Annotated in this window: 21 protein-coding genes and 1 tRNA gene; 8 read left to right on the forward strand and 14 right to left on the reverse strand. The window is 71.3% G+C overall.

Features of this window, described 5'->3' with window-relative positions:
* The first annotated feature begins 101 nt into the window (after nucleotides 1-101).
* The 3 genes from ACIO1C_RS06840 to ACIO1C_RS06850 all read left to right on the forward strand — a co-directional run bounded on the left by ACIO1C_RS06840 (nucleotide 102) and on the right by ACIO1C_RS06850 (nucleotide 2,428).
* Complete coding sequence (locus ACIO1C_RS06840; RefSeq protein WP_401859377.1) at nucleotides 102-1,277, forward strand: cytochrome P450; 1,176 nt, start codon at nucleotides 102-104, stop codon at nucleotides 1,275-1,277.
* Between the two features lie 64 nt (nucleotides 1,278-1,341).
* The gene (locus tag ACIO1C_RS06845; protein WP_401859379.1) at nucleotides 1,342-1,539 is read left to right on the forward strand and encodes a ferredoxin; all 198 of its coding nucleotides are present in this window, start codon (nucleotides 1,342-1,344) and stop codon (nucleotides 1,537-1,539) included.
* Between the two features lie 268 nt (nucleotides 1,540-1,807).
* Nucleotides 1,808-2,428, forward strand: coding sequence for a TetR/AcrR family transcriptional regulator (locus ACIO1C_RS06850; RefSeq protein ID WP_401859381.1), 621 nt, complete (start codon nucleotides 1,808-1,810; stop codon nucleotides 2,426-2,428).
* Between the two features lie 33 nt (nucleotides 2,429-2,461).
* On the opposite strand, the gene ACIO1C_RS06855 is transcribed toward ACIO1C_RS06850, so the two are convergent.
* On the reverse strand, nucleotides 2,462-3,031 hold the full coding sequence (locus ACIO1C_RS06855; RefSeq protein WP_401859382.1) for a hypothetical protein: 570 nt from the start codon (nucleotides 3,029-3,031) through the stop codon (nucleotides 2,462-2,464).
* A 78-nt stretch (nucleotides 3,032-3,109) separates the two neighbouring features.
* On the opposite strand from ACIO1C_RS06855, the gene ACIO1C_RS06860 reads away from it, so the two are divergent.
* Together ACIO1C_RS06860 and ACIO1C_RS06865 are read left to right on the forward strand one after the other, a co-directional pair.
* Nucleotides 3,110-3,814: a response regulator transcription factor gene (locus ACIO1C_RS06860; protein WP_401859384.1), complete on the forward strand. Its 705-nt coding sequence runs from the start codon at nucleotides 3,110-3,112 to the stop codon at nucleotides 3,812-3,814.
* Nucleotides 3,811-5,226 (forward strand): ATP-binding protein, encoded by a 1,416-nt coding sequence (locus ACIO1C_RS06865; protein ID WP_401859386.1) that lies wholly within the window; start codon nucleotides 3,811-3,813, stop codon nucleotides 5,224-5,226. The genes ACIO1C_RS06860 and ACIO1C_RS06865 overlap by 4 nt, the downstream gene beginning before the upstream one ends.
* A 248-nt stretch (nucleotides 5,227-5,474) precedes the next feature.
* Here ACIO1C_RS06865 and ACIO1C_RS06870 read toward each other — a convergent pair whose 3' ends face one another.
* From ACIO1C_RS06870 to ACIO1C_RS06890, 5 genes are all read right to left on the reverse strand, one after another.
* Entirely contained in the window at nucleotides 5,475-6,320 is an 846-nt protein-coding gene (locus ACIO1C_RS06870; protein ID WP_401859388.1) for a carbohydrate ABC transporter permease, read from the reverse strand.
* Nucleotides 6,317-7,294 carry a carbohydrate ABC transporter permease gene (locus ACIO1C_RS06875; protein WP_401859957.1) on the reverse strand — a complete coding sequence of 326 codons (978 nt, stop codon included), beginning with the start codon at nucleotides 7,292-7,294 and terminating at the stop codon, nucleotides 6,317-6,319. The genes ACIO1C_RS06870 and ACIO1C_RS06875 overlap by 4 nt, the downstream gene beginning before the upstream one ends.
* A 173-nt stretch (nucleotides 7,295-7,467) precedes the next feature.
* A complete protein-coding gene (locus ACIO1C_RS06880; RefSeq protein ID WP_401859390.1) occupies nucleotides 7,468-8,781 on the reverse strand; it encodes an ABC transporter substrate-binding protein in 1,314 nt (437 codons plus the stop codon).
* A 160-nt stretch (nucleotides 8,782-8,941) separates the two neighbouring features.
* Nucleotides 8,942-9,262: a hypothetical protein gene (locus tag ACIO1C_RS06885; protein WP_401859392.1), complete on the reverse strand. Its 321-nt coding sequence runs from the start codon at nucleotides 9,260-9,262 to the stop codon at nucleotides 8,942-8,944.
* A gap of 38 nt (nucleotides 9,263-9,300) precedes the next feature.
* Nucleotides 9,301-9,669, reverse strand: coding sequence for a hypothetical protein (locus tag ACIO1C_RS06890; RefSeq protein WP_401859394.1), 369 nt, complete (start codon nucleotides 9,667-9,669; stop codon nucleotides 9,301-9,303).
* 108 nt (nucleotides 9,670-9,777) lie between these two features.
* On the opposite strand from ACIO1C_RS06890, the gene ACIO1C_RS06895 reads away from it, so the two are divergent.
* Nucleotides 9,778-10,536 (forward strand): GntR family transcriptional regulator, encoded by a 759-nt coding sequence (locus tag ACIO1C_RS06895; RefSeq protein WP_401859396.1) that lies wholly within the window; start codon nucleotides 9,778-9,780, stop codon nucleotides 10,534-10,536.
* 72 nt (nucleotides 10,537-10,608) lie between these two features.
* Here the strand turns inward: ACIO1C_RS06895 and ACIO1C_RS06900 are convergent, their stop codons facing one another.
* From ACIO1C_RS06900 to ACIO1C_RS06930, 7 genes are all read right to left on the reverse strand, one after another.
* Nucleotides 10,609-11,715: a methyltransferase domain-containing protein gene (locus tag ACIO1C_RS06900; protein WP_401859398.1), complete on the reverse strand. Its 1,107-nt coding sequence runs from the start codon at nucleotides 11,713-11,715 to the stop codon at nucleotides 10,609-10,611.
* A complete protein-coding gene (locus ACIO1C_RS06905) occupies nucleotides 11,712-11,849 on the reverse strand; it encodes a hypothetical protein (RefSeq protein WP_401859399.1) in 138 nt (45 codons plus the stop codon). The genes ACIO1C_RS06900 and ACIO1C_RS06905 overlap by 4 nt, the downstream gene beginning before the upstream one ends.
* Nucleotides 11,850-12,006: 157 nt before the next feature.
* Entirely contained in the window at nucleotides 12,007-13,218 is a 1,212-nt protein-coding gene (locus ACIO1C_RS06910; RefSeq protein WP_401859401.1) for a helix-turn-helix domain-containing protein, read from the reverse strand.
* A 104-nt stretch (nucleotides 13,219-13,322) separates the two neighbouring features.
* A tRNA-His gene (locus ACIO1C_RS06915) sits at nucleotides 13,323-13,395 on the reverse strand.
* 92 nt (nucleotides 13,396-13,487) lie between these two features.
* Nucleotides 13,488-14,090 (reverse strand): oligoribonuclease, encoded by a 603-nt coding sequence (gene orn / locus ACIO1C_RS06920; protein WP_401859403.1) that lies wholly within the window; start codon nucleotides 14,088-14,090, stop codon nucleotides 13,488-13,490.
* Nucleotides 14,091-14,114: 24 nt separating this feature from the next.
* On the reverse strand, nucleotides 14,115-15,335 hold the full coding sequence (locus ACIO1C_RS06925; RefSeq protein ID WP_401859405.1) for a GlxA family transcriptional regulator: 1,221 nt from the start codon (nucleotides 15,333-15,335) through the stop codon (nucleotides 14,115-14,117).
* A gap of 409 nt (nucleotides 15,336-15,744) precedes the next feature.
* A complete protein-coding gene (locus ACIO1C_RS06930) occupies nucleotides 15,745-16,266 on the reverse strand; it encodes a hypothetical protein (protein ID WP_401859407.1) in 522 nt (173 codons plus the stop codon).
* A gap of 300 nt (nucleotides 16,267-16,566) precedes the next feature.
* On the opposite strand from ACIO1C_RS06930, the gene ACIO1C_RS06935 reads away from it, so the two are divergent.
* Together ACIO1C_RS06935 and ACIO1C_RS06940 are read left to right on the forward strand one after the other, a co-directional pair.
* Nucleotides 16,567-17,088 carry a universal stress protein gene (locus ACIO1C_RS06935; protein ID WP_401859409.1) on the forward strand — a complete coding sequence of 174 codons (522 nt, stop codon included), beginning with the start codon at nucleotides 16,567-16,569 and terminating at the stop codon, nucleotides 17,086-17,088.
* 176 nt (nucleotides 17,089-17,264) lie between these two features.
* Complete coding sequence (locus ACIO1C_RS06940) at nucleotides 17,265-17,843, forward strand: acetate uptake transporter (RefSeq protein ID WP_401859411.1); 579 nt, start codon at nucleotides 17,265-17,267, stop codon at nucleotides 17,841-17,843.
* Nucleotides 17,844-18,045: 202 nt separating this feature from the next.
* On the opposite strand, the gene glmS is transcribed toward ACIO1C_RS06940, so the two are convergent.
* The gene (glmS, locus tag ACIO1C_RS06945; RefSeq protein ID WP_401859413.1) at nucleotides 18,046-19,875 is read right to left on the reverse strand and encodes a glutamine--fructose-6-phosphate transaminase (isomerizing); all 1,830 of its coding nucleotides are present in this window, start codon (nucleotides 19,873-19,875) and stop codon (nucleotides 18,046-18,048) included.
* Between the last annotated feature and the right edge of the window lie 100 nt (nucleotides 19,876-19,975).

Raw genomic sequence — 19,975 nt, forward strand, 5'->3', positions numbered from 1 at the left:
TTCCCGAACAATGGTTTGGTAACTCTCCGCAGGAGTCCATGGTGACGGAAAGCGTTTCCCCCACACCTGCACATGTACGTACACCCGCTCCCGATTTCCCGATGGCCCGCGGCTGCCCCTTCGACCCGCCGCCCGAGCTGCGCAGGATCCAGCACGAGGCGCCGGTCTCCCGGGTCACGCTCTGGGACGGCAGCACACCGTGGCTGATCACCCGCTACGAGGACGTACGGGCCGTGCTCGCCGATCCCCGGGTGAGCGCCGACTCCGGACTGCCGGGCTACCCGCACGCCACCGAAGGCTCGGCCGCCCGGCTGGGGCAGGCCAAGTCCTTCATCACGCTGGACGATCCCGAACACGCCGCCCAGCGCCGTCTCCTCACGTCGGACTTCATGATCAAGAAGATGGAGGCGCTGCGGCCGCGGATCCAGCAGATCGTCGACGGCCTGATCGACGATCTGCTCGCCGGGCCGAAACCCGCCGACCTCGTGCACGAGTTCGCCCTGCCGGTGCCCTCGCTGGTCATCTGCGAGCTGCTCGGCGTCCCGTACGCCGACCGTGACCTCTTCCACCGGCTCAGCAGGACGATGGTGTCGCGCGAGGCCACCCCGGCGCAGGCCGTCGCGGCGGTGGCGGAGATGACCGGCTATCTCGCCGACCTCGTGGACCGGAAGAAGGCCGACCCCGCACCGGACGTCCTCAGCCGGCTGGCCGTCGAGCAGCTGGGCACCGGCCGGATGAGCCGTGAACAGATCGCGGCCATGGGCCTGTTGCTGCTGGTGGCCGGGCACGAGACCACCGCCAACATGATCGGCCTGGGTACGGTCGTGCTGCTGGAGAACCCGGAGCAGCTGGACCGGCTCCGCGCGGCCGACAACCCCAGGGCCGTCGCGAACGCCGTCGAGGAACTCCTGCGCCACCTCAGCATCGTCCATTCCGGGCGGCGCCGGGTCGCGCTCGAAGACCTGCGGATCGGCGGGCAGTTGATCCGCGCGGGCGAGGGCATCATCGCCGCCACCGACGTCGCCAACCGCGACGGGGCGGTCTTCCCGGATCCGGACGCCGTCGACATCGGCCGCGACGCGCGGCACCACGTCGCGTTCGGATTCGGCGTCCATCAGTGCCTCGGCCAGCCCCTGGCCCGGGTCGAACTCCAGGTCGTCTACAGCACGTTGTACCGCCGCATCCCCACCCTGGCCCTCGCGAAGCCGTCCGGGGAGCTGAGGTTCAAGCACGACATGTTGGTCTACGGGGTGCACGAGCTCCCGGTGACCTGGTGACCCGGGTGACCCGCTCACCGGGTGACGTCGCGAACGGGAAGAGGAAACGGAAAGGATCAGCGCGATGAAGGTCGTCCTCGATCAGGACAAGTGTGTCGGCTCCGGGCAGTGTGTCCTGGCCGCGCCGGAGGTGTTCGACCAGCGTGACGAGGACGGCATCGCCGTGCTGCTGGACCCGAATCCGCCCGCCGACCAGCACGCGGACACCCGCGAGGCGGCCCGCGTCTGTCCCGCGCTCGCCATCGAGCTGGCCGAGTCGTGAGCGGTCTGTCGCAGATCGTTGTTGCGGGCGCCTCGACCCCGGACCGCACGGCCCTCCGGCGTGCGGACCACCTCGCCGGTCTCGGCGCGCCCTGGGCCGGGCCGCGACCGGCCTCGACGCCGCTCCCTCCCGCAGCGGCACGAACTCGCCGGCGTCCACCTCCTGCGCACCCCTGACGACGCGCTCGCACCGCGTCGCGGCGGGGCGGCCGCACATGCCCCGGCGGCCCTCCCCCCCCGCGTCCACCGCATGCGGTAAGAATGGCCTCGTGCCAGACGACGTGGACATCAAGCCAGAACGGACGCGTAACCGCTGGGGCGAGGGCGAACGTCTGCGCGTCGAGATCCTGGACGCGGCCGGCCGCCTGCTCTCCGGGCTCGGGGGCGAGGACGGCCTCACCATCCGCGGGGTCGCCCGCGCGGTCGGCATCGCCCCCGCCAGCATCTACCACCACTTCACCGACCGGACGGCACTGGTCCAGGGGCTGATGGACCACGAGCACGCCCGGCTCAGGGCACTGATGCGGGCGGCGGACGAAGCGGTGCCTCCGGAGGACGTGGCGGGCCGCGTACACGCCCAGCTGTACGCGTACTGCGATTTCGCCACGGACAACCCCGGCCACCACCGGCTCGTGCTGGGCAACGGTTCCGGCGAGCCCCGGTCCGCCGCGCCGCCCGTGCTCATCGACGTCGTGGAGGCGCTCACCGCCGCCTTCGCCAGGTGCGAGGAGGCCGGGCACACCCTGCGCCTGCCCAGCGACCGGGCGGCGGTCATGGTCTTCGTCGCCGTGTACGGGCGGGTCGCGCTGCTGCACAGCATCCAGCGGGGACTGACCACCGAGGAGCGCCGGTCGTTCATCGACGAACTCGTCTCCCTGGTCCTGGCCTGACGCCGGGGAGCCCTCGCGGGACGCGAACGGCCCTCAGCGGTCGTCGAACTCCACCAGCGGCGGGTGGTCGTGCCAGGTGCAGAAGACCGACACCTCCCGGCCGTCGCGGGTGAACGTCACCCGGATCCAGGTCGGCTGGGTCCACACCTGCATCTGCCAGCCCGCGTCCGGCGTCGCCGAGACCAGCTCCGCCGCGGCCTCACCGATGTCCAGGACCACCCGGCCGCCGTCGACCGTGTAGCTCTTCACGTCGCCCGACGGGGCCGAGGACGGCTTGGCCGCGGGTTTCGAGGCCGGGCCGCCGTAGCTCTGGGACGGAACGGGAACGGGAGTGAAGGAGAGCGTCGGGGAGGGCCTCACCGACTTCTCCGGCTTCGGCGCCGAGGGGGACGGCGGGGACGGCGACGGGCTCGGCGGACGGTGCGTGGACGACACGACCGGCCGGGCGCCCTGCGTCGTCGCGCTGTCCTTGCCGATCGGCACCGCGCGCGGCGGGTCGTACGCCGTCCCGGCCATCACCGTGTGCACACCCCACCACGACAGCGTGACGGCGGCGCCGGTCGCGAGCGACCACGCAATGGCGTGTACGAGTCCGATACGCATCGGGGCCCATGGTGCACCACCGGGGGTGCGACGGGGAACCGCCTGCCGGTATCCCCCGAATGGCGTACGGTGCCGCCCATGCCCAGTGTGCTCGTGGTCGAGGACGACCAGTTCGTACGCTCCGCCCTCATCAGGCACTTGACCGAGGCCTCCCACACCGTACGCAGTGTCGGGACGGCCCTGGAGGCGTTGCGCGAAGTGGCCCATTTCCACTTCGACGTGGTCATTCTCGACCTCGGCCTGCCCGATCTCGACGGGTCGGAGGCGCTCAAGATGCTGCGCGGCATCACCGACGTACCGGTGATCATCGCCACCGCCCGCGACGACGAGACCGAGATCGTCCGGCTCCTCAACGACGGGGCCGACGACTACCTCACCAAACCCTTCTCCGTCGAGCACCTGTCGGCCCGCATGGCGGCCGTCCTGCGCCGCTCCCGCGCGTCCTCGGGCGAGGCCGCGTCCCCCCGCGTCATCCGCGTCGGCGGCCTCGCCATCGACCCGCTGCGCCGCCAGGCCGAGCTGGACGGCACCCGCCTCGACCTCACCCGGCGCGAGTTCGACCTGCTGACCTTCCTCGCCGGGCGCCCCGGCGTGGTCGTCCCCCGCAAGGAACTGCTCGCCGAGGTCTGGCAGCAGTCGTACGGCGACGACCAGACCATCGACGTCCACCTGTCCTGGCTGCGCCGCAAATTGGGCGAGACGGCCGCCAGACCCCGCTACCTGCACACCCTGCGGGGGGTCGGCGTGAAGCTCGAACCCCCGGCCACGGAGCGGCCCGTATGAGGTGGGCACTGATCAAGGTCTCCCTGGCCGTCACGGTGATGGTCGTGATCGCCTTCGCCGTGCCGCTGGGCATGGTCATCAAGGAGATGGCCAGGGACCGGGCCTTCACCAACGCCGAACGGCAGGCCGCCGCCATCGGCCCCACCCTCTCCATCACCTCCGACCGCGACCAGCTCGACCGCGCGATCGCCTCCACCCAGGCCGGCGCCGACGGCAAGATGGCCGTCCACGTCCCGGCCTCGGGCGAACCGGGCAGCCTCCCGCTGGAGCTGGGCACACGCCGGGCCGCCGAGAAGGACCTCGCGACCGTACGGCGGCTCGGCCGCGCCTCCATCACCGACGTCCCCGGCGGCTTCGCGCTGCTCCAGCCCACCGCCCTCGGATCCAGCCTCGGCTCCAACTGGATCGCGATCGTGGAGGTGTACGTCCCCGAGCCGGAGGTCTCCAACGGGGTCACCACCGCCTGGCTGGTCCTCGCGGGCGTGGGCATCGCGCTGATCGTCGGCTCGGTGACCGTCGCCGACCGCCTCGGCCTGCGCATGGTCGAGCCCGCGCAGCGGCTCGCGGGCGCCGCCCACGCCCTGGGGGAGGGCAAGCTCGGGGTCCGCGTCCCCGAGGAGGGGCCGCCCGAACTGCGCTCCGCCGCCGTCGCGTTCAACTCCATGGCCGACCAGGTCGTCCAACTCCTCGCCAACGAGCGGGAACTGGCGGCCGACCTCTCCCACCGGCTGCGCACCCCGCTGACCGTGCTGCGGCTCAACGCCGCCTCGCTGGGGGAGGGGCCCGCCGCCGACCAGACCAGAGCGGCGGTCGCGCAGCTGGAGCGCGAGGTCGACACCATCATCCGTACCGCCCGCGAATCCACGTCCCACACGGTCGCCCACACGCCCGCCGTGGGCTGTGACGTCTCCGAAGTCGTCCGCGAGCGCATGGACTTCTGGTCGGCGCTGGCGGAGGACGAGGGCCGGAAGGTACGGCTCGCGGGGGTCGGCGCGCCGATCCGCATCCCGGTCGCCCGCCCCGAACTCACCGCCGCGCTGGACGCGTTGCTCGGGAACGTCTTCCGGCACACGCCGGAGGGCACCGCGTTCTCCGTGGACGTGCACAACGGCGAGGACGCGGTGATCGTCCTCGTCTCGGACGCGGGCCCCGGCATCGCCGACCCGAAGGCCGCGCTCGTACGGGGCAACAGCGGCGGCCGGGAGGGCTCCACGGGCCTCGGCCTGGACATCGTGCGCCGGGTCGCGGAGTCGACCGGCGGGGACGTACGGATCGGACGCTCCGTGCTCGGCGGCACGGAGGTACGGATCTGGATCGGGCGCGAGGGATGGCGCCCGGCCCGCGAGCCGCGCGGTCACCGGCTGCGCGGGAGGAAACGCGGCACGCCGGGCCGCCGGGGCGCCGACGTCTGAACCACGTTCTTAAACAGCCCCCATGCCTTCCTTAAGGGCGCCCTAAGAACCTCAACCACCGCCCCGAACAGGCCTTTTGTCGGTATCGGAGCGGCTAGCGTGCGTAAGCGCCGTCCCCCCTCGACCGCCCCCGTCCCCCTCGACCCTTCCCCCTCCGGGCGGCTGCCCCCACCAGCCGCCCCGCGCGTCCCGGCCGGATCCCCGAACCCCCCACCCGGCCGGGGCGCGTACCGCTCTCATACCGACGGTCAGCCCTTGACCGCGCCCTGCATGATCCCGCCCACGATGTGCCTGCCGAACACCACAAACGCCAGCAGCAGCGGCAGGGTGCCGAGCAGCGCGCCCGCCATGATCACCGACTGGTCGGGGATGTAACCGCGGCCGAGCCCGGTCAGCGCCACCTGCACGGTCGGGTTGCCGCTCTGCGTCAGCGCGATGATCGGCCAGAAGAAGTCGTTCCAGGCCATCACGAAGGTCAGCATCCCCAGCACCGCCATCGCCGGCCGCGCGGCCGGGAAGACGACGTGCCACATCACCCGCCAGCTGCTCGCGCCGTCCACCCGGGCCGCCTCGATCAGCTCGGTGGGCAGCGCCCCCGTCAGGTACTGCCGCATGAAGAACACCCCGAAGGCGCTGACCAGGCCGGGCAGGACGACGGACTGGAGCCGGTCCGTCCAGGACAGCTCGGCGATCAGCAGGTACAGGGGGACGACGCTGAGCTGCGGCGGCACCATCATCGTGCCGATCACCAGCGCCAGCAGCGCGTTCCGGAAGCGGAAGCGCAGCTTGGCGAAGGCGAACCCGGCGAGCGTCGAGAAGAACACCGTCCCCGCCGCGACGCTGCCCGCGACGACGGTCGTGTTGATCAGGGCCGTACCGAGGTTGGCGTCGGTCCAGGCGATCTCCAGGTTCTTGAGGAGATGGCCGCCGAACCAGAACGGCGGCGGGGTCTGCGCGAGCCGGCCGCTGGTACGGGAGGCCGCGACCGCCGTCCAGACGAGGGGGAAGAGCGACCCGGCGGCGAAGAGGATCAGCACGGCGTGCGCGACCCGGCCGCCGGACAACTGCCGCCACCCTTCGGACGTACGGTTCATCGCTCTCCTCCCGCTCCTACGATCCGCCGGGCGACCAGCCAGTTCACCGCGCCGACCACCAGCAGGATCAGGAACATCGCCCAGGCGATCGCCGAGGCCCGGCCGAGATGGAGGTTCACCCAGCCCTGCTCGTACAGGTAGAGCCCGAGGGTCTGGTACTGGTGGTTCACCCCGCCCGTCGCGCCCGCGCCGCCGTTGAAGAGCAGCGGCTCCCCGAACAACTGTGTCGCGCCGATCGTGGAGACCACACAGGTGAAGAGGATGGTCGGCCGCAGCGACGGCACGGTCACATGGACGAACTGCTGCCACCGGGAGGCCCCGTCCAGGGCCGCCGACTCGTACAGGTCGCCGGGGACGGACTGCATGGCCGCCAGATAGATCAGCGCGTTGTAGCCGGTCCACCGCCAGACGACGATCGTGGAGACCGCGATCCGGGAGGTCCAGTCGCCGTTCTGCCAGTCGACCGCGTCGAGACCGGCCGCTCCCAGCGCCCAGTTGATCAGCCCGTGGTCGCGGCCGAAGAGCAGCACGAAGACGAGGGTCGCGGCGGCGACCGAGGTGGCGTACGGCGTGAGCACGGCGACCCGGAAGAACGCCGAGCCGCGCAGGCGGTGGTTGAGCAGGTGCGCGAGGCCGAGGGCGATCATCAGCTGCGGGACGGTGGAGAGCAGACCGATGGTGACGGTGTTGGCCAGCGCGTTCCAGAAGAAGTCGTCGTCCAGCAGCCGCGAGAAGTTGCGCGGGCCCACCCACTCCATGTGGTCGGGCGAGGTCAGTTCGACGCGGTGGAGCGCGGCCCAGCCGGTGTAGAGCAGGGGGAAGAGCCCGAAGACGGCGAAGAAGGTGAAGAACGGGGCGACGAAGACGTACGGGCTCCAGCGCAGGTCACGGCGGTGCCGTCGACTGCGGCGGGCGCGCCGCCGCTCATCGCGGAGGCCGGCGTACCCCGCTTCGGGGGGAGCGGCGACGGACACCTCACCGGCTGGCACTCCACCGGCTGGCACTCCACCGGCCGGCGCCTCACCGGCGACGGGCGCGCCACCGGCCGGCGCCTCACCGGCGGCCGGCGCTCCACCGGCCGGCGCCTCACCGGCGACCGGCGCGCCACCGGCGACCGGCGCACCACCGGCGGCCGGGGCCTCGCTCGTCACAGGTCGAGCGCGTTGTCGATGGCCTTCACGGCGGCGTCCCAGCCGTCCTCCGAGGACGTGCCCTTCTGGTCGACCTGGAGCATCCCGACGTCGGACAGGTTCTGGGCGATGAGCAGATCCTTCGGTCCGACGATCTGTACGGGGACGCCCCGCGCGGCCTCGGAGAAGATCCGCCCGATGGGCGCGTTCCCGAAGTACGGGTGCCGGGCGCCGGACACCACGGGCAGCGCGTACGCGGCCCGCGCGCTCGGGAAGCTGCCCCGCTCGGCGAAGAGCGTCGCCTGCTGGGCGGGGGCGGTCAGCCAGGCGGCCAGCGCGGCGGCCTCCTTCGTGTGGCGGCCGGTCCTGGGCACGACGAGGAACGAGCCGCCCCAGTTGCCGGGACGGGGCGCGGCGGCCACGTCCCACCGGTTACGGCCCGCCGCCCCGGACTTGTCCTGGATGTAGCCGAGCATCCAGGCGGGGCAGGAGACGGTGGCGAAGGACGCGTTGGCGAACCCCTGGTCCCAGGCGGGCGTGAACTGCTGGAGCTTGGCGGTCAGGCCGGAGGCCGCGAACCGGGCGGCGGTGCGCCAGGCCTTCCGTACCGTCGTACTGGTCCGGTAGACGACCTTCCCGCGCCGGTCGTAGAAGCGGTGCGGGGCGCTGCCGGTCACGGCGGCCATCACGCCGCTCGCCGAGTCCACGAAGGCCGTGCCCCGGGGCGCCTTCGCCCGGTACCGCTTGCCGGCGGCCAGGTACTTCCCCCAGTCGCCCGCCCAGAGCCGCCCCACGGCCGCGCGGTCGGTGGGCAGGCCGGCCTTGGCGAAGAGGTCCTTGCGGTAGCAGATGGCCTGCGGCCCGATGTCGGTGCCGAGGCCGAGGGTCCTGCCGTGACGGTCCGTGGCCTGCGCCCACTTCCACGGCAGGAAGGCGCCCCGGTCCACGCCCGCCGCCGCGCCGAGGTCGATCAGCTTGCCGGACTGGGTGGCGGTGACCTCGGCGATGTTGCTGACCTCGACGGCCTGGATGTCGGCGAGTCCGCTGCCGCTGCCCAGGTGGGTGAGGAGCTGGGGGTAGTAGTTCTCATTGCGCTGGATGGAGGTCTGCTTGACCGCGATGTCCGGACGGAGCGTCATGTACCGCTCGTAGAGCCCGGCTTCCTCGAATCCGAAGGCCCCGAAGACCCCGACGGTGAGGGTGGTACGCCCGTCGGACGCCCCGCCTCCGCACCCGGCCGCCGCCCCGGCCCCGAGGACGCAGACGATCCCGAGGGCCGCCGCCCGACGGGACGTACGGCTGATCCCGATGCCCTTGCCGAGCCGGCGCACACGATCCTCCCGCGGCTACGGAGGTACGGGTACGGGGAGCCCGCACCCTGCGCGCAGCGTCGCCGGTGCCCCACGGTCAGTCAAGGAACCGGGCGGGGGCGACCATAAAGATCATCCGCACGCCCCAGGACCAACCACGCCCTCCCGCCGCGGGCGCGACCTACACGGGCGGGGTGCCGGGCGGGGACGGTGCCGGGGGCGGGCTGGGCAGGGCGGGCCCGGGGTTGGGCGGGGTCTGCGGCGTACCGCCACCGTGCTTGCCGTCGCTCATCCGCACCTGCCGGCTCGTCAGCTTGTAGATCCCGAGCGGCGGGAACAGGTCGACGCGCCGCGGGTAACCGCCCTGCGCGCACGGCACGCAGAGCAGGGCCCGGCCCTCGGCATCCGTACGGACGGCACCGACCGGGGCGCGCCAGCAGGCCTCGCAGGTACGGACATCCGTCTCGGACAGGGATGCCGGTAACGCGACGGTGACAGTCATGGGTGGTGCCTCCCGTTCTCGTGGATGGGGAAGTGCGGTCACAGGTCTGCCTCACGATCCAGACCGGCCTCGCGGGCCTCGCGGTCGAGCCCGGCGTCCGTCTCCAGCCCGGCCTCCCCGCCCACCTCGACCTCCCGACCCACCGCCACGTCTCTGTCACCCACCGCCACATCTCTGTCCAGCTCGGCCCAGACGGTGTCGCCGTCGTCGGTGTGGGTGTGTCCGTACCGGTCGGCCGTCGCGAGGGCGGCGAGGATCGCGTTCCGCGTGGCCGGGCTCAACTGCTCGGGGAGGTCGGCCTCGATACGGACGGCACCGGCCTCGGTGCCTGTGGTCCGCGGCTCGCCTCCCGTCGCGGCGGCGAGCATGCCGACCAGCGCGGCCGCCTGGATGTCCACAGTGGGCACAGCCCTCCCCTGGTGAGCGCTCGATCACGCCTCGTAATGCTGAGTATTCAGCTTCACCTGATGGGTTAGCTTTGTCAATGTCGACGCACACCACCCGGAGCCGCCCAAATGCCACGAGAGACGCCGTACTTGCAGGTCGCTGACGCTCTGCGCACCCGCATCCAGGCGGGCGAGTGGACGCTGGGCGAGAAGCTGCCCAGCCGGGCCCGCTTCGCCGAGGAGTACGGAGTCGGCCAGTCCGTGGCGCAGCGCGCGATGGAGCGCCTCATCATCGAAGGGCTCCTGGAGGGCCGTGCCGGGTCGGGAACGTACGTCCGGCGCCCGCGCGAGCGCCTGCGCATGATCCGCTCCCGCCGCCGCGAACGCCGTAACGGCAGCCCCTTCCGCGCGGACATGGAGGAGCAGCGCCGTTCCGGTACGTGGGAGTCCCGCAGCAACGCCCGCGTACCGGCCCCCGAGCGCATCGCCGAACGCCTGGCCATCGAGCCGGGGGACCTCTGCGTCCACACGGCGTACGAATTCCTCGGCGACGGACTGCCGGTCCAGCTGTCGGAGTCCTGGGAGCCGATGGCCATCACGGACGGCACACCGATCGTGCTCCCCGAGATGGGCCCGCACGCCGGCGCCGGGGTGGTCGAGCGAATGCGCTCCATCGGCGTCGACATCGACACCGCCGTAGAACTCCCCCGCCCGGCCCGCGCCACCCAGGAGCAGGCCAACCTCCTCGGCATCTCCGTGGGCGACCTCATCACGGAGATCGAGCGCACGTACTACGACACGGACGGCCGCCCGGTGGAAACCGCGGACATCACCATCGCGGACGTCCGCTACGAAATCGCCTACGAAATCGCCATCGACCCCGCCTGAACAACGCCCCTGTACACACCTACGCCCCGACCGGCGTCACGGGGGACGACTTCGGCCGGGGCCAGGCTTCTGTCACGCGGCCGCGATCACCGTCCGAGGCGAGCGCAGCCAGACTTCTTGGCCGGCCGGCGTGACAGTCAGGCCAAAGATGTCTCCCTCCGGCTGCCCGAGGGACACGTACTCGGCATACACGGCCTCGACCTCGGCCCACAGGTTCCGCTCGCCGTACTCCCACACCGACTCGCCGGTGGCGGCGACGGCCGCCGAGCCGGCCTCGTCCTGGAGCCAGACCGTCACCGTGGTGCCGGCCTCGGCGTGGGACATGGTGACTCCTGGCAGGCGCGCGCCGGCGTACAGGGCGAAGCCGAGGCTGAGCAGCTGACGGGGATCCGCCCCGGCCTCCGAAGACCGCGACGTGTTGCTGTCCACAGGCCCTGCGTCGGGCAGCCGGTGGGACCGCATGGGCATGTACGACGCGCCGCCGCGGAACGGCCCCTGTGCGATGCCGCCGTCCTGTACGGACAACCGCACCAGGGCGCCGCTCCAGAAGGTCCGGGCCAGCGGTGCCACGATGATGCCGCCGGGGGCGACCTGCCTGATCAGCGCGTGTGGGACGTGCCGCAGCGCGCAGGTGGAGATCAGACGGTCGTAGGGAGCGCCGTCCTCCCACCCTTTCTCACCGTCGCCGACGACCAGCCGGGGCGAGAGACCGTGGTCCGCGAGGGTGGCGGCCGCCTGCTTGGACAGCGCTTCGTCGATCTCGACACTGACCACCCGGTCACTGCCGAGCCGCTCGGAGAGCAGCGCGGCGACATACCCGGTGGCCGTGCCGATCTCCAGCACCATGTCGTAGTCCTGGACGTCCAGGAGCTGGAGCATCTTGGCGACCATGGACGGCTGGGAGTTGGACGAGGTGGCGATGCCCGGGCCGCCCGACTGCCCGTCGTCCACCTGCGTCACGACAGGCTGGTCGGAGTGGACGAGGTCCCACCAGTCCGACCCCGGGGCGACGGGGACACATCGCTCCTGGCCCTGGCGCCAGGCGTGAGGGGGGATGAAGTGGTCGCGGGGGAGCCTCTCCCACACCTCGCGCCAGCGGGAGGAAAGGAGGCCTCGCCGCGCGAGTACGTCCACCAGTCCGGCGTGGCCGGCCGTCTTCACCCACGCGGTGTCATTCACGCACCGCCTCCCTGATCGACGGCCGTGCCCGTGGCGGACTTCGCCGGTCCGGACCCGTCCGGGCTCGGGGTGGGCGCGGGCGGCGTCCACGGCTTGTCGGAGGGCTCGCCACGGTGCTTGCCGTCTTCGGCCATCTGATGCTCCTTCTTCGTGGGTTGACGAGGGGGCACCCGAGGCCGGCGCCACATCACGCTGGCCACGCTAAGTGCTCGTGTGATCACGTTCCAGTGACAGGGTGCACCAGTCGGCTCGTCAACGGCGGCTCGTACAGGACGTGTTGTCCTACCCGGTTCAGAGGGTGGGGTCGACTCCGAGCCGTGCGGCGAGCGACCGGAGCGGTGAGTTCTTCCGGCGCTCCGCTTCGAGCATTTCCCGGACCGTGGCCGCAGCGAGAGTCTGGAGACGGATCCACTCGGGCTGCTCGGCCTCGACTTCAAGGAGGGTTCTCAGCGCGCCGTCGCTGTCGCCGGTCTGGTACCGCGCCTGCGACACATCGACGCGGTGGGCTGCGGAGTGGATCGGTCGGGTGATGGCCTCCACATCGACACCGGCGGACAGCCGCAGCGCCTCGGCCGGCTTGTTGTCCTGGCCCGCGAGCGCGATGTTGACCTTCTGCGTACGGACGTCGGTGACGGAGAAGGCCGACCCGTACATGCTGACGGGGCCGCTCCTCGTGGCGGCGCTCTCGGCGAGGTTCAGCAGCTCCAGCGCGCCCTCCCGGTTCCCGCTGCGCGCGGCGGGGGTGGCCGCCGCGATGAGCAGGTTGCCGTACACGGCGTACTGCTCGGGTGTCGCTCGCCGGATTGACGGCTCCAGCGAGTCGGCCTTCTGTTCCGCCACGGCCTGCGCCTGCTCCCAGCGTCCCTGGCGCAGCAGCACCCACGACAGGGTGGACACGCCCATGCCTTCCATGAGCGGGTCGCTTGCCTTCCGGGCGGCAGCCAGCTGCTTCTCCACGGCGGCGAACGCCCAGTCAGGGTGTCCTGCCTGCGTCGCGAAGGACGCGGCCAGTTGGTAGGCGAGCGCGAGTTGTCGCCAGACGCCTTCGGTGGGTGTCTCGCGGGCCACGGCCCTGCCGTCGCGGAGCAGCAGGGGAAGTGTGTGGGAGAGATCCGAGTAGTTGCCGGTCCAGTAGGCCTTGACCGCCTCGTCCACCGAGGTGACCCACGTCGTCTCGTCGGGTGGGTCTTCGAGATCGTCGGCGGTCCTGAGTCCGGGCAGCGATCCAATGTCCTGGATCGCGTCCCGGAGGGCGATCAGCCCACCGTCGTCGGAGACGACTCGCGTCATCACGGTGGGCTGTCCCAGCAGGCGTTCCAGCTGGACATCGAGGGCACGGGCGATCACGCGCAAGGTGTTGATGCGTGCCGTCAGCCTTCGGTTCTGCTCCAGCTTGCGAATCGTGTCGACGGAGACGCCGGCCTGCTCGGCGAGCTCCTCCTGGGTGTGGTCACGGAATTCTCGCAAGCTGCGAATGCGGTCGCCGATGGTTGTGGCGTTCATGTGTACCCCCGCCGGAGAGTCAGGCCTCCACGGTACTGCCGGCGGGAAAACCGGATACGACGAAGGCCCGACCTGTTTTCACAGATCGGGCCTTTGCCCACAAGGGTGAGTAACGGGACTCGAACCCGCGACATCCTGGACCACAACCAGGTGCTCTACCAGCTGAGCTATACCCACCAAGCCCGGTCTTTTTCCCTGACCGGCCGAGAAAAAGTGTACAGGGTCCGCGAGGGTGCTCGCGCCCGCTTTTCCGCGAGGTCGCGGCGGGGTCAGTCCGCCTTGAGTACGTGCTTCGCGGCGATCTGCTTGGCCGTTTCCGAGTCCGGGCCCGGCTGGGGGACGAAGACCGCCTCGCGGTAGTAGCGCAGCTCCGCGATGGACTCGCGGATGTCCGCCAGGGCGCGGTGGTTGCCGCCCTTCTCCGGGCTGTTGAAGTACGCCCGGGGGTACCAGCGGCGCGCCAGCTCCTTCACCGAGGAGACGTCCACGATCCGGTAGTGGAGGTAGCCCTCCAGCGTCGGCATGTCCCGCAGCAGGAAGCCGCGGTCGGTGCCGACCGTGTTTCCGCACAGCGGCGCCTTGCCCGGCTCCTTGACCTGCTCGCGTACGTACGCCAGCACCTGCTCCTCGGCGGCGGCCAGCGTCGTGCCGGCCGCCAGCTCGTCGAGCAGGCCCGAGGTGGTGTGCATCTGCCGTACCACCTCGGGCATGGTCTCCAGCGCCCGGTCCGGCGGGCGGATCACGATGTCCACCCCGTCGCCGAGCACGTTCAGATCCGAGTCGGTGACCAGTGCGGCCACCTCGATCAGTGCGTCTTCCGTCAACGAGAGCCCGGTCATCTCGCAGTCGATCCACACCATGCGGTCGTTCATGGGCCTCACCCTACGGGGCGCATCCTACGGAGCGCTCCGCTGGCCGGGCAGACTCGGACGTCCCGGACCCGCCGCGTACAGGTCGGAACCGGGCTTTCCCGAGTCCGGCACCGGTGACGACGCCGACGCGTGACCCGGTGCGCCGGCCGCCGCCGCGGTCCGCCGGGACTGCGCTGACGCCTGCGCCGGTACGACCGGCTCCGTGACCCCGTGCGACACCGGCTCGCCCTGCGGGCGGCGCGCCCGGTAGGCGGAGCGGTAGGCCGCGGGGGAGGACCCCAGCTGCCGCCGGAAGTGGCCGCGCAGTGCCACGGGGGAGCGGAAGCCGCAGCGGCCCGCCACCTCGTCGACCGAGTAGTCCGAGGTCTCCAGCAGCCGCTGGGCCTGGAGCACCCGCTGCGTGATCAGCCACTGGAGCGGCGCGCTGCCGGTGAGCGAGCGGAACCGCCGGTCGAAGGTCCGCCGGCTCATGTACGCGCGGGCCGCGAGCGTCTCCACGTCGAACTGCTCGTGCAGATGCTCCAGCGCCCAGGCCACCACCTCGGCCAGCGGGTCGGAACCGATCTCCTCCGGCAGCGACCGGTCGAGATAGCGCTCCTGACCGCCGCTGCGCCGCGGCGGCACCACCAGCCGGCGGGCCAGCGCGCCCGCGGCCTCCGCGCCGTGGTCCGTCCGGACTATGTGCAGACACAGATCGATTCCGGCCGCCGTGCCGGCGGACGTGAGCACGTCCCCGTCGTCGACGAACAGCTCGCGCGGGTCCACATGGACGGACGGATACCGCTTGGCCAGCGTCGGCGCGTACATCCAGTGCGTGGTGGCCGGCCGGCCGTCCAGCAGACCGGCCGCTGCCAGCACGAACGCGCCGGTGCACAGACCCACGATCCGCGCGCCCTCCTCGTGCGCCCGGCGCAGCGCGTCGAGCGCTTCCGGCGGCGGCGGTGAGGTGATGGACCGCCAGGCCGGTACGACCACCGTGCCGGCTCTGCTGATGGCCTCCAGGCCGTACGGCGCGCTCAGTTCGAGTCCGCCGGTGGTTCGCAGCGGTCCTTCCTCTCCGGCGCAGACCAACAGGCGGTAGCGCGGAACCCCGGCGTCCTGGCGGTCGATTCCGAACACGGAGAGGGGGATGGAACTCTCGAAGATGGGCCCACCGCTGAAAAGCAGCACGGCGACAACTTCCCGGCGCCTGCGCCCGGAAAGCTTCCGTGCCGACTCCGGTGCGGCAGTGGAGTCCTGGCTCATGTCGCTAAGCCCCCCTCGGTGTTCGCGTCTCCCCGTTCTTGTCGGGCCTCTCGCTCCTGCACGATTCCCCTCGGTTCTGCACGGGTCCCCAGCCTTGGATCCTCATGATCGAATCTACTGTGTCCCGTGGTGCCGGCGTGACAAGTTCTCCCACCGGCGTTATGTCGACAAGGCAACTTGGCGCGAAGCATTCGATCACGAAGCGTTCCACTCGTGGGCCGCGCAGGGAAGTGGGCCTCGCGCGCATGGCCCGTCCCCGTAGGGTGCGGAGGACCGGTTCAGTCCTTTCTTCCCAGGTGGCAAGGGGGTTGACAGGCCTTTTCGCCAAGGCTTCGGTTCATGTGCAAAGTTGGCCGAAAAGCGATGGGTGTGTCTGTGCGAAGACCACCAGTCCCCCGGCGCACTCCCCTCACATGCGCGTGAGCCCCCGGTGCGCCCCCTGTCGGCCACGGGACCGTCGGCTTCCGGCCGTTCCGTACATTCCGGACGCATGTGCCGCATCGGCTTCCCGGGCGGTACGGGCCTCCCCGTCGCGGACGGCGTCCGCCCCCGTGTCTGCCCCCGAGTCCGCCCTCGTGCCCTCGGCGCGCAGCCCGTCCGCCGTCCGCTCCGACCGCCGCAGCAGGAGCCGGCAGACGGCGGTCACGGCGGCGAGGCCGGACGCCGCCGAAGCGGTCCCTCCGAAGGACGTCCCGTAGACGGTGAGCACGACGGGGACCAGCAGGCAGCTGAACACCGCCCAGCGGAGGAGAGCGTCCGCCGGCTCGGCGGGGGGCCGGGCGGAAGCCCCGGAGCGCGGCGGGTCGAGGGTGTCCTCACGGGCCCCGTCGGACGCGCCGCCGGAGGCACGGCCGAGGGCCGGCCCCGGGCTCCCGGCGGGCGCCTCGGCGGACACCCGGACGGATGACGTGACGGTCGACGGTGCGGGCACGGGAGCTCCTTGACGGCGGCGGCGTGGCCGATGGCCAACGAGGAGCGCGTCCCTCCGGTCGCTCCGCGGGACAGCTGTAGATGCCATCCGGCATTGCGATCCTGGGCGCCCTCGTGCATGCTCCCTGAAACGCCGCGTAAGGGGCTGCGAACTCTGTGCACGAGAGGAGTGTCGCCGTACCCTTGGGGGTATGGAGTTGGGAAGATGATTCCCGGACACAGGACACAGGTCCGTCACAGCTCCGCACGCCACGCCACTTGTTGATCCTTTCCCAAGAGGACCTCTTTCGCCGAGACGCCCATGGCCGGTCACGAAATCCCTGAACCCGCGGACCGCAAGCAGGTAGCCGACCACGTGTCGGACCCGCTGGCGGTGGAACAGACGCGCGCCTCCTGCGATCCCGCCTTCCGGCACGGAGTGGTCGTCGGCTTCGACGGCTCCACCTCCAGTGAGCGGGCGCTCGCGTACGCCATCGGCATGGCCCGACGGCTCGGCTCCGGCCTGATCATCGTTCATGTCGCCAACAGGCTCCCGACCACGGTCTGGGCGGGCTGTGAGCCGCCGGTGTTCGTGGACGTCCCCGACCACCGCACCGAGGTGCTCGGCCTCGAACTGGCCTGCGCGGACTATCTCGCCGAGGTGCCCTGGATCCTGGTCGAGCGCGGCGGTGACATCTGCCACGAGTTGGAAGAGGTCGGGCAGGAGTACTCGGCCGACGCGATCGTGGTCGGCTCGACGCACGGCATCGTCGGGCGGATCTTCGGCTCGGTGGCCGGCCGGCTCGCGCGGCGCGCGCAGCGGCCCGTGGTGGTCATCCCGTAAGTCGGCTGAGCCCGGGCCGTTCTTCCCGCGTTCTACGCCCGGAAACGCTGATCGTCCGTCAACTTCCTTGCCCCCGCAGTGAATTTACTCACTCCGAGAGGTGGATTGCGCCCTTGTGAAGGGTACATAACGGTCGCTGGGACAACAGCACCCGCACTTCGTGAAGGGAGCCCGCCGTGGACAATGACGTCTCTGCGGGAAGCGCAACCTCAACTTCGGTTCTCGGCCATCTCGCGCTGGGACTCACCCTGCTGGCCTTCGGAATAGGCCTCACCGACGTGGTGGACGGGGTGACGGCGGCCGACGCCGTCACCCTCGCCCTGTACGTCGGCGGGGTCGCGCTCTTCGTCGCGGGTCTGCTTGCCTTCCGGGCGGGCGACTCGTTCACCGGTACGGCCTTCGCGGGCCTCGGCGCCTTCTGGTTCACCTGGGGCACCGGCGCGGGCCAGCAGGTCTCCGCGGACGCGGCCGGACTCTTCCTGATCCTGTGGGCGCTCCTCGCCCTCAGCCTCACCATAGGCGCCGCGGGCTCGGGCCCGCTCGTCCAGGGCACGTACGGCCTGCTGACCGTCGCGCTGCTGCTGCTCGGGGTCGCCCAGTTCGCGGACAGCGGGGGCCTGGCCAAGGTCGGCGGCTGGCTCGCCGCCCTCGCGGGCCTGGCTTCCTGGTACGGCGCGACGGCCGCGCTCGCCAAGTGGCCCACCGCTCTGCCGCGTCGACGCGCTGCCGGCCGGGGTGTGACGGCCGCCGGCTGAGGACCTGACGGTTCTTGAGGACCTGACGGTCCTTGGGCAGCGACGAGGGCCGGCGCCGGGCGTCGCCGGCCCTCCGCTCCTGGCGCGTCCGGTACCTTCCGGTACCTGAGGACGCGCCAGGTAGCGCGATCCGTACGCCCCCGAGCGCCGGACACACCGGCGGTCGGGCCTACACCACGCCCACTCCAGGCCTACCGCGCGCCTACTCCACCGTCACCGACTTCGCCAGGTTCCGCGGCTTGTCGATGTCACGGCCCAGCGCCAGCGCCGTGTGGTACGCCAGCAGTTGGAGCGGGATGCCCAGCAGGATCGGGTCCAGCTCCGTCTCGTTCTTCGGCACGATGATCGTGTGGTCGGCCTTCTCCTGCGGCTGGTGCGCCACCGCCAGGATCCGCCCGTCACGCGCCTTGATCTCCTCCAGCGCCGCGCGGTTCTTCTCCAGCAGGTCGTCGTCCGGCACGACCGCCACCGTCGGCATCGCGGGCTCGATCAGCGCGAGCGGACCGTGCTTCAGCTCGGAGGCCGGGTACGCCTCCGCGTGGATGTACGAGACCTCCTTGAGCTTCAGCGACGCCTCGCGCGCCACGGGATAGCCCCGTACCCGCCCGATGAACATCATCGACCGGGAGTGCGCGTACTCACCCGCCAGCTTCTCGATGTCGCCCTCCGTCGCGAGGATCTCGGCGATCTGGGCGGGCAGCTTCCGCAGCCCCGCGATGATCCGCTTGCCGTCGGCCACCGACAGGTCGCGGATCCGGCCCAGGTGCAGCGCCAGCAGGGCGAAGGAGACCACGGTGTTGGTGAAGCACTTGGTCGAGACGACGCAGACCTCGGGGCCCGCGTGGACGTACACCCCGCCGTCCGTCTCCCGCGCGATCGCCGAACCGACGACGTTGACGATCCCCAGCACCCGCGCGCCCTTGCGCTTGAGCTCCTGGACGGCGGCCAGCACGTCGTACGTCTCGCCGGACTGGGACACCGCCACGTACAGGGTGTCGGGGTCGACGACCGGGTTGCGGTAGCGGAACTCGGACGCCGGCTCGGCGTCCGCCGGGATCCGGGCCAGCTCCTCGATCAGCTGCGCCCCGATCATGCCCGCGTGGTACGACGTGCCGCAGCCCAGGATCTTGATCCGCCGCACCCCGCGCGCCTCGCGGGCGTCGAGGTTGAGCCCGCCCAGGTGGACGGTGGAGAAGCGGTCGTCGATCCGGCCGCGCAGCACCCGGTCCACCGCCTCGGGCTGCTCCGAGATCTCCTTGTGCATGTACGTGTCGTGGCCGCCCATGTCGTACGACTCGGCCTCCCACTCCACGGTGGTCGGCGTCGCGGACGTACGGGAGCCCTCGGTCGTGTACGTACGGAAGTCGTCGGCTTTGAGGGTGGCCATCTCGCCGTCGTCGAGCGTGACGACCTGGCGGGTGTGGGAGACCAGCGCGGCGACGTCGGAGGCGACGAACATCTCCTTCTCGCCGATGCCGAGGACGACGGGGGAGCCGTTGCGGGCGACCACGATGCGGTCCGGGAAGTCGGCGTGCAGCACGGCGATGCCGTACGTGCCCTCGATCAGCCGGAGGGCCTGGCGGACCTTCTCCTCCAGGGTCTCGGCCTGCGAGCGGGCGATCAGATGCGTCAGGACCTCGGTGTCGGTCTCGGAGGCGAACACCACCCCGTCGGCCTCCAGCTTCACGCGCAGCTCGGAGGCGTTGTCGATGATGCCGTTGTGGACGAGCGCGACCTTGCCCTCGCCGTCCAGGTGGGGGTGCGCGTTGTCGTCGCTGGGGGCGCCGTGGGTGGCCCAGCGGGTGTGCGCGATGCCGGTCGTACCGGCGAACCGCTTGGGCACCCGGGCCTCCAGCTCACGGACGCGGCCCTTGGCCTTGACCATCCGCAGCGTGGCCGCCTTGCCCGCGGCCGGCTTGCCGGTGATGGCGATGCCGGCGGAGTCGTACCCCCGGTACTCCAGCCGCTGCAAGCCCTCCAGCAGCAGCGGTGCGACATCACGCTTTCCGATGTAACCGACGATTCCGCACATGACAGTCTCTGCCCCTCCTGATTGCGTGGTCCGCCCGGCCGGTGGCCGTGCCAGCCGTTCGAGTCGTTCGAGTCGTCTCAGTCGTTTCAGCCGTTTCAGT

It is taken from the genome of Streptomyces sp. NPDC087420 (assembly GCF_044744165.1).
Taxonomy (GTDB): Bacteria; Actinomycetota; Actinomycetes; order Streptomycetales; family Streptomycetaceae; genus Streptomyces.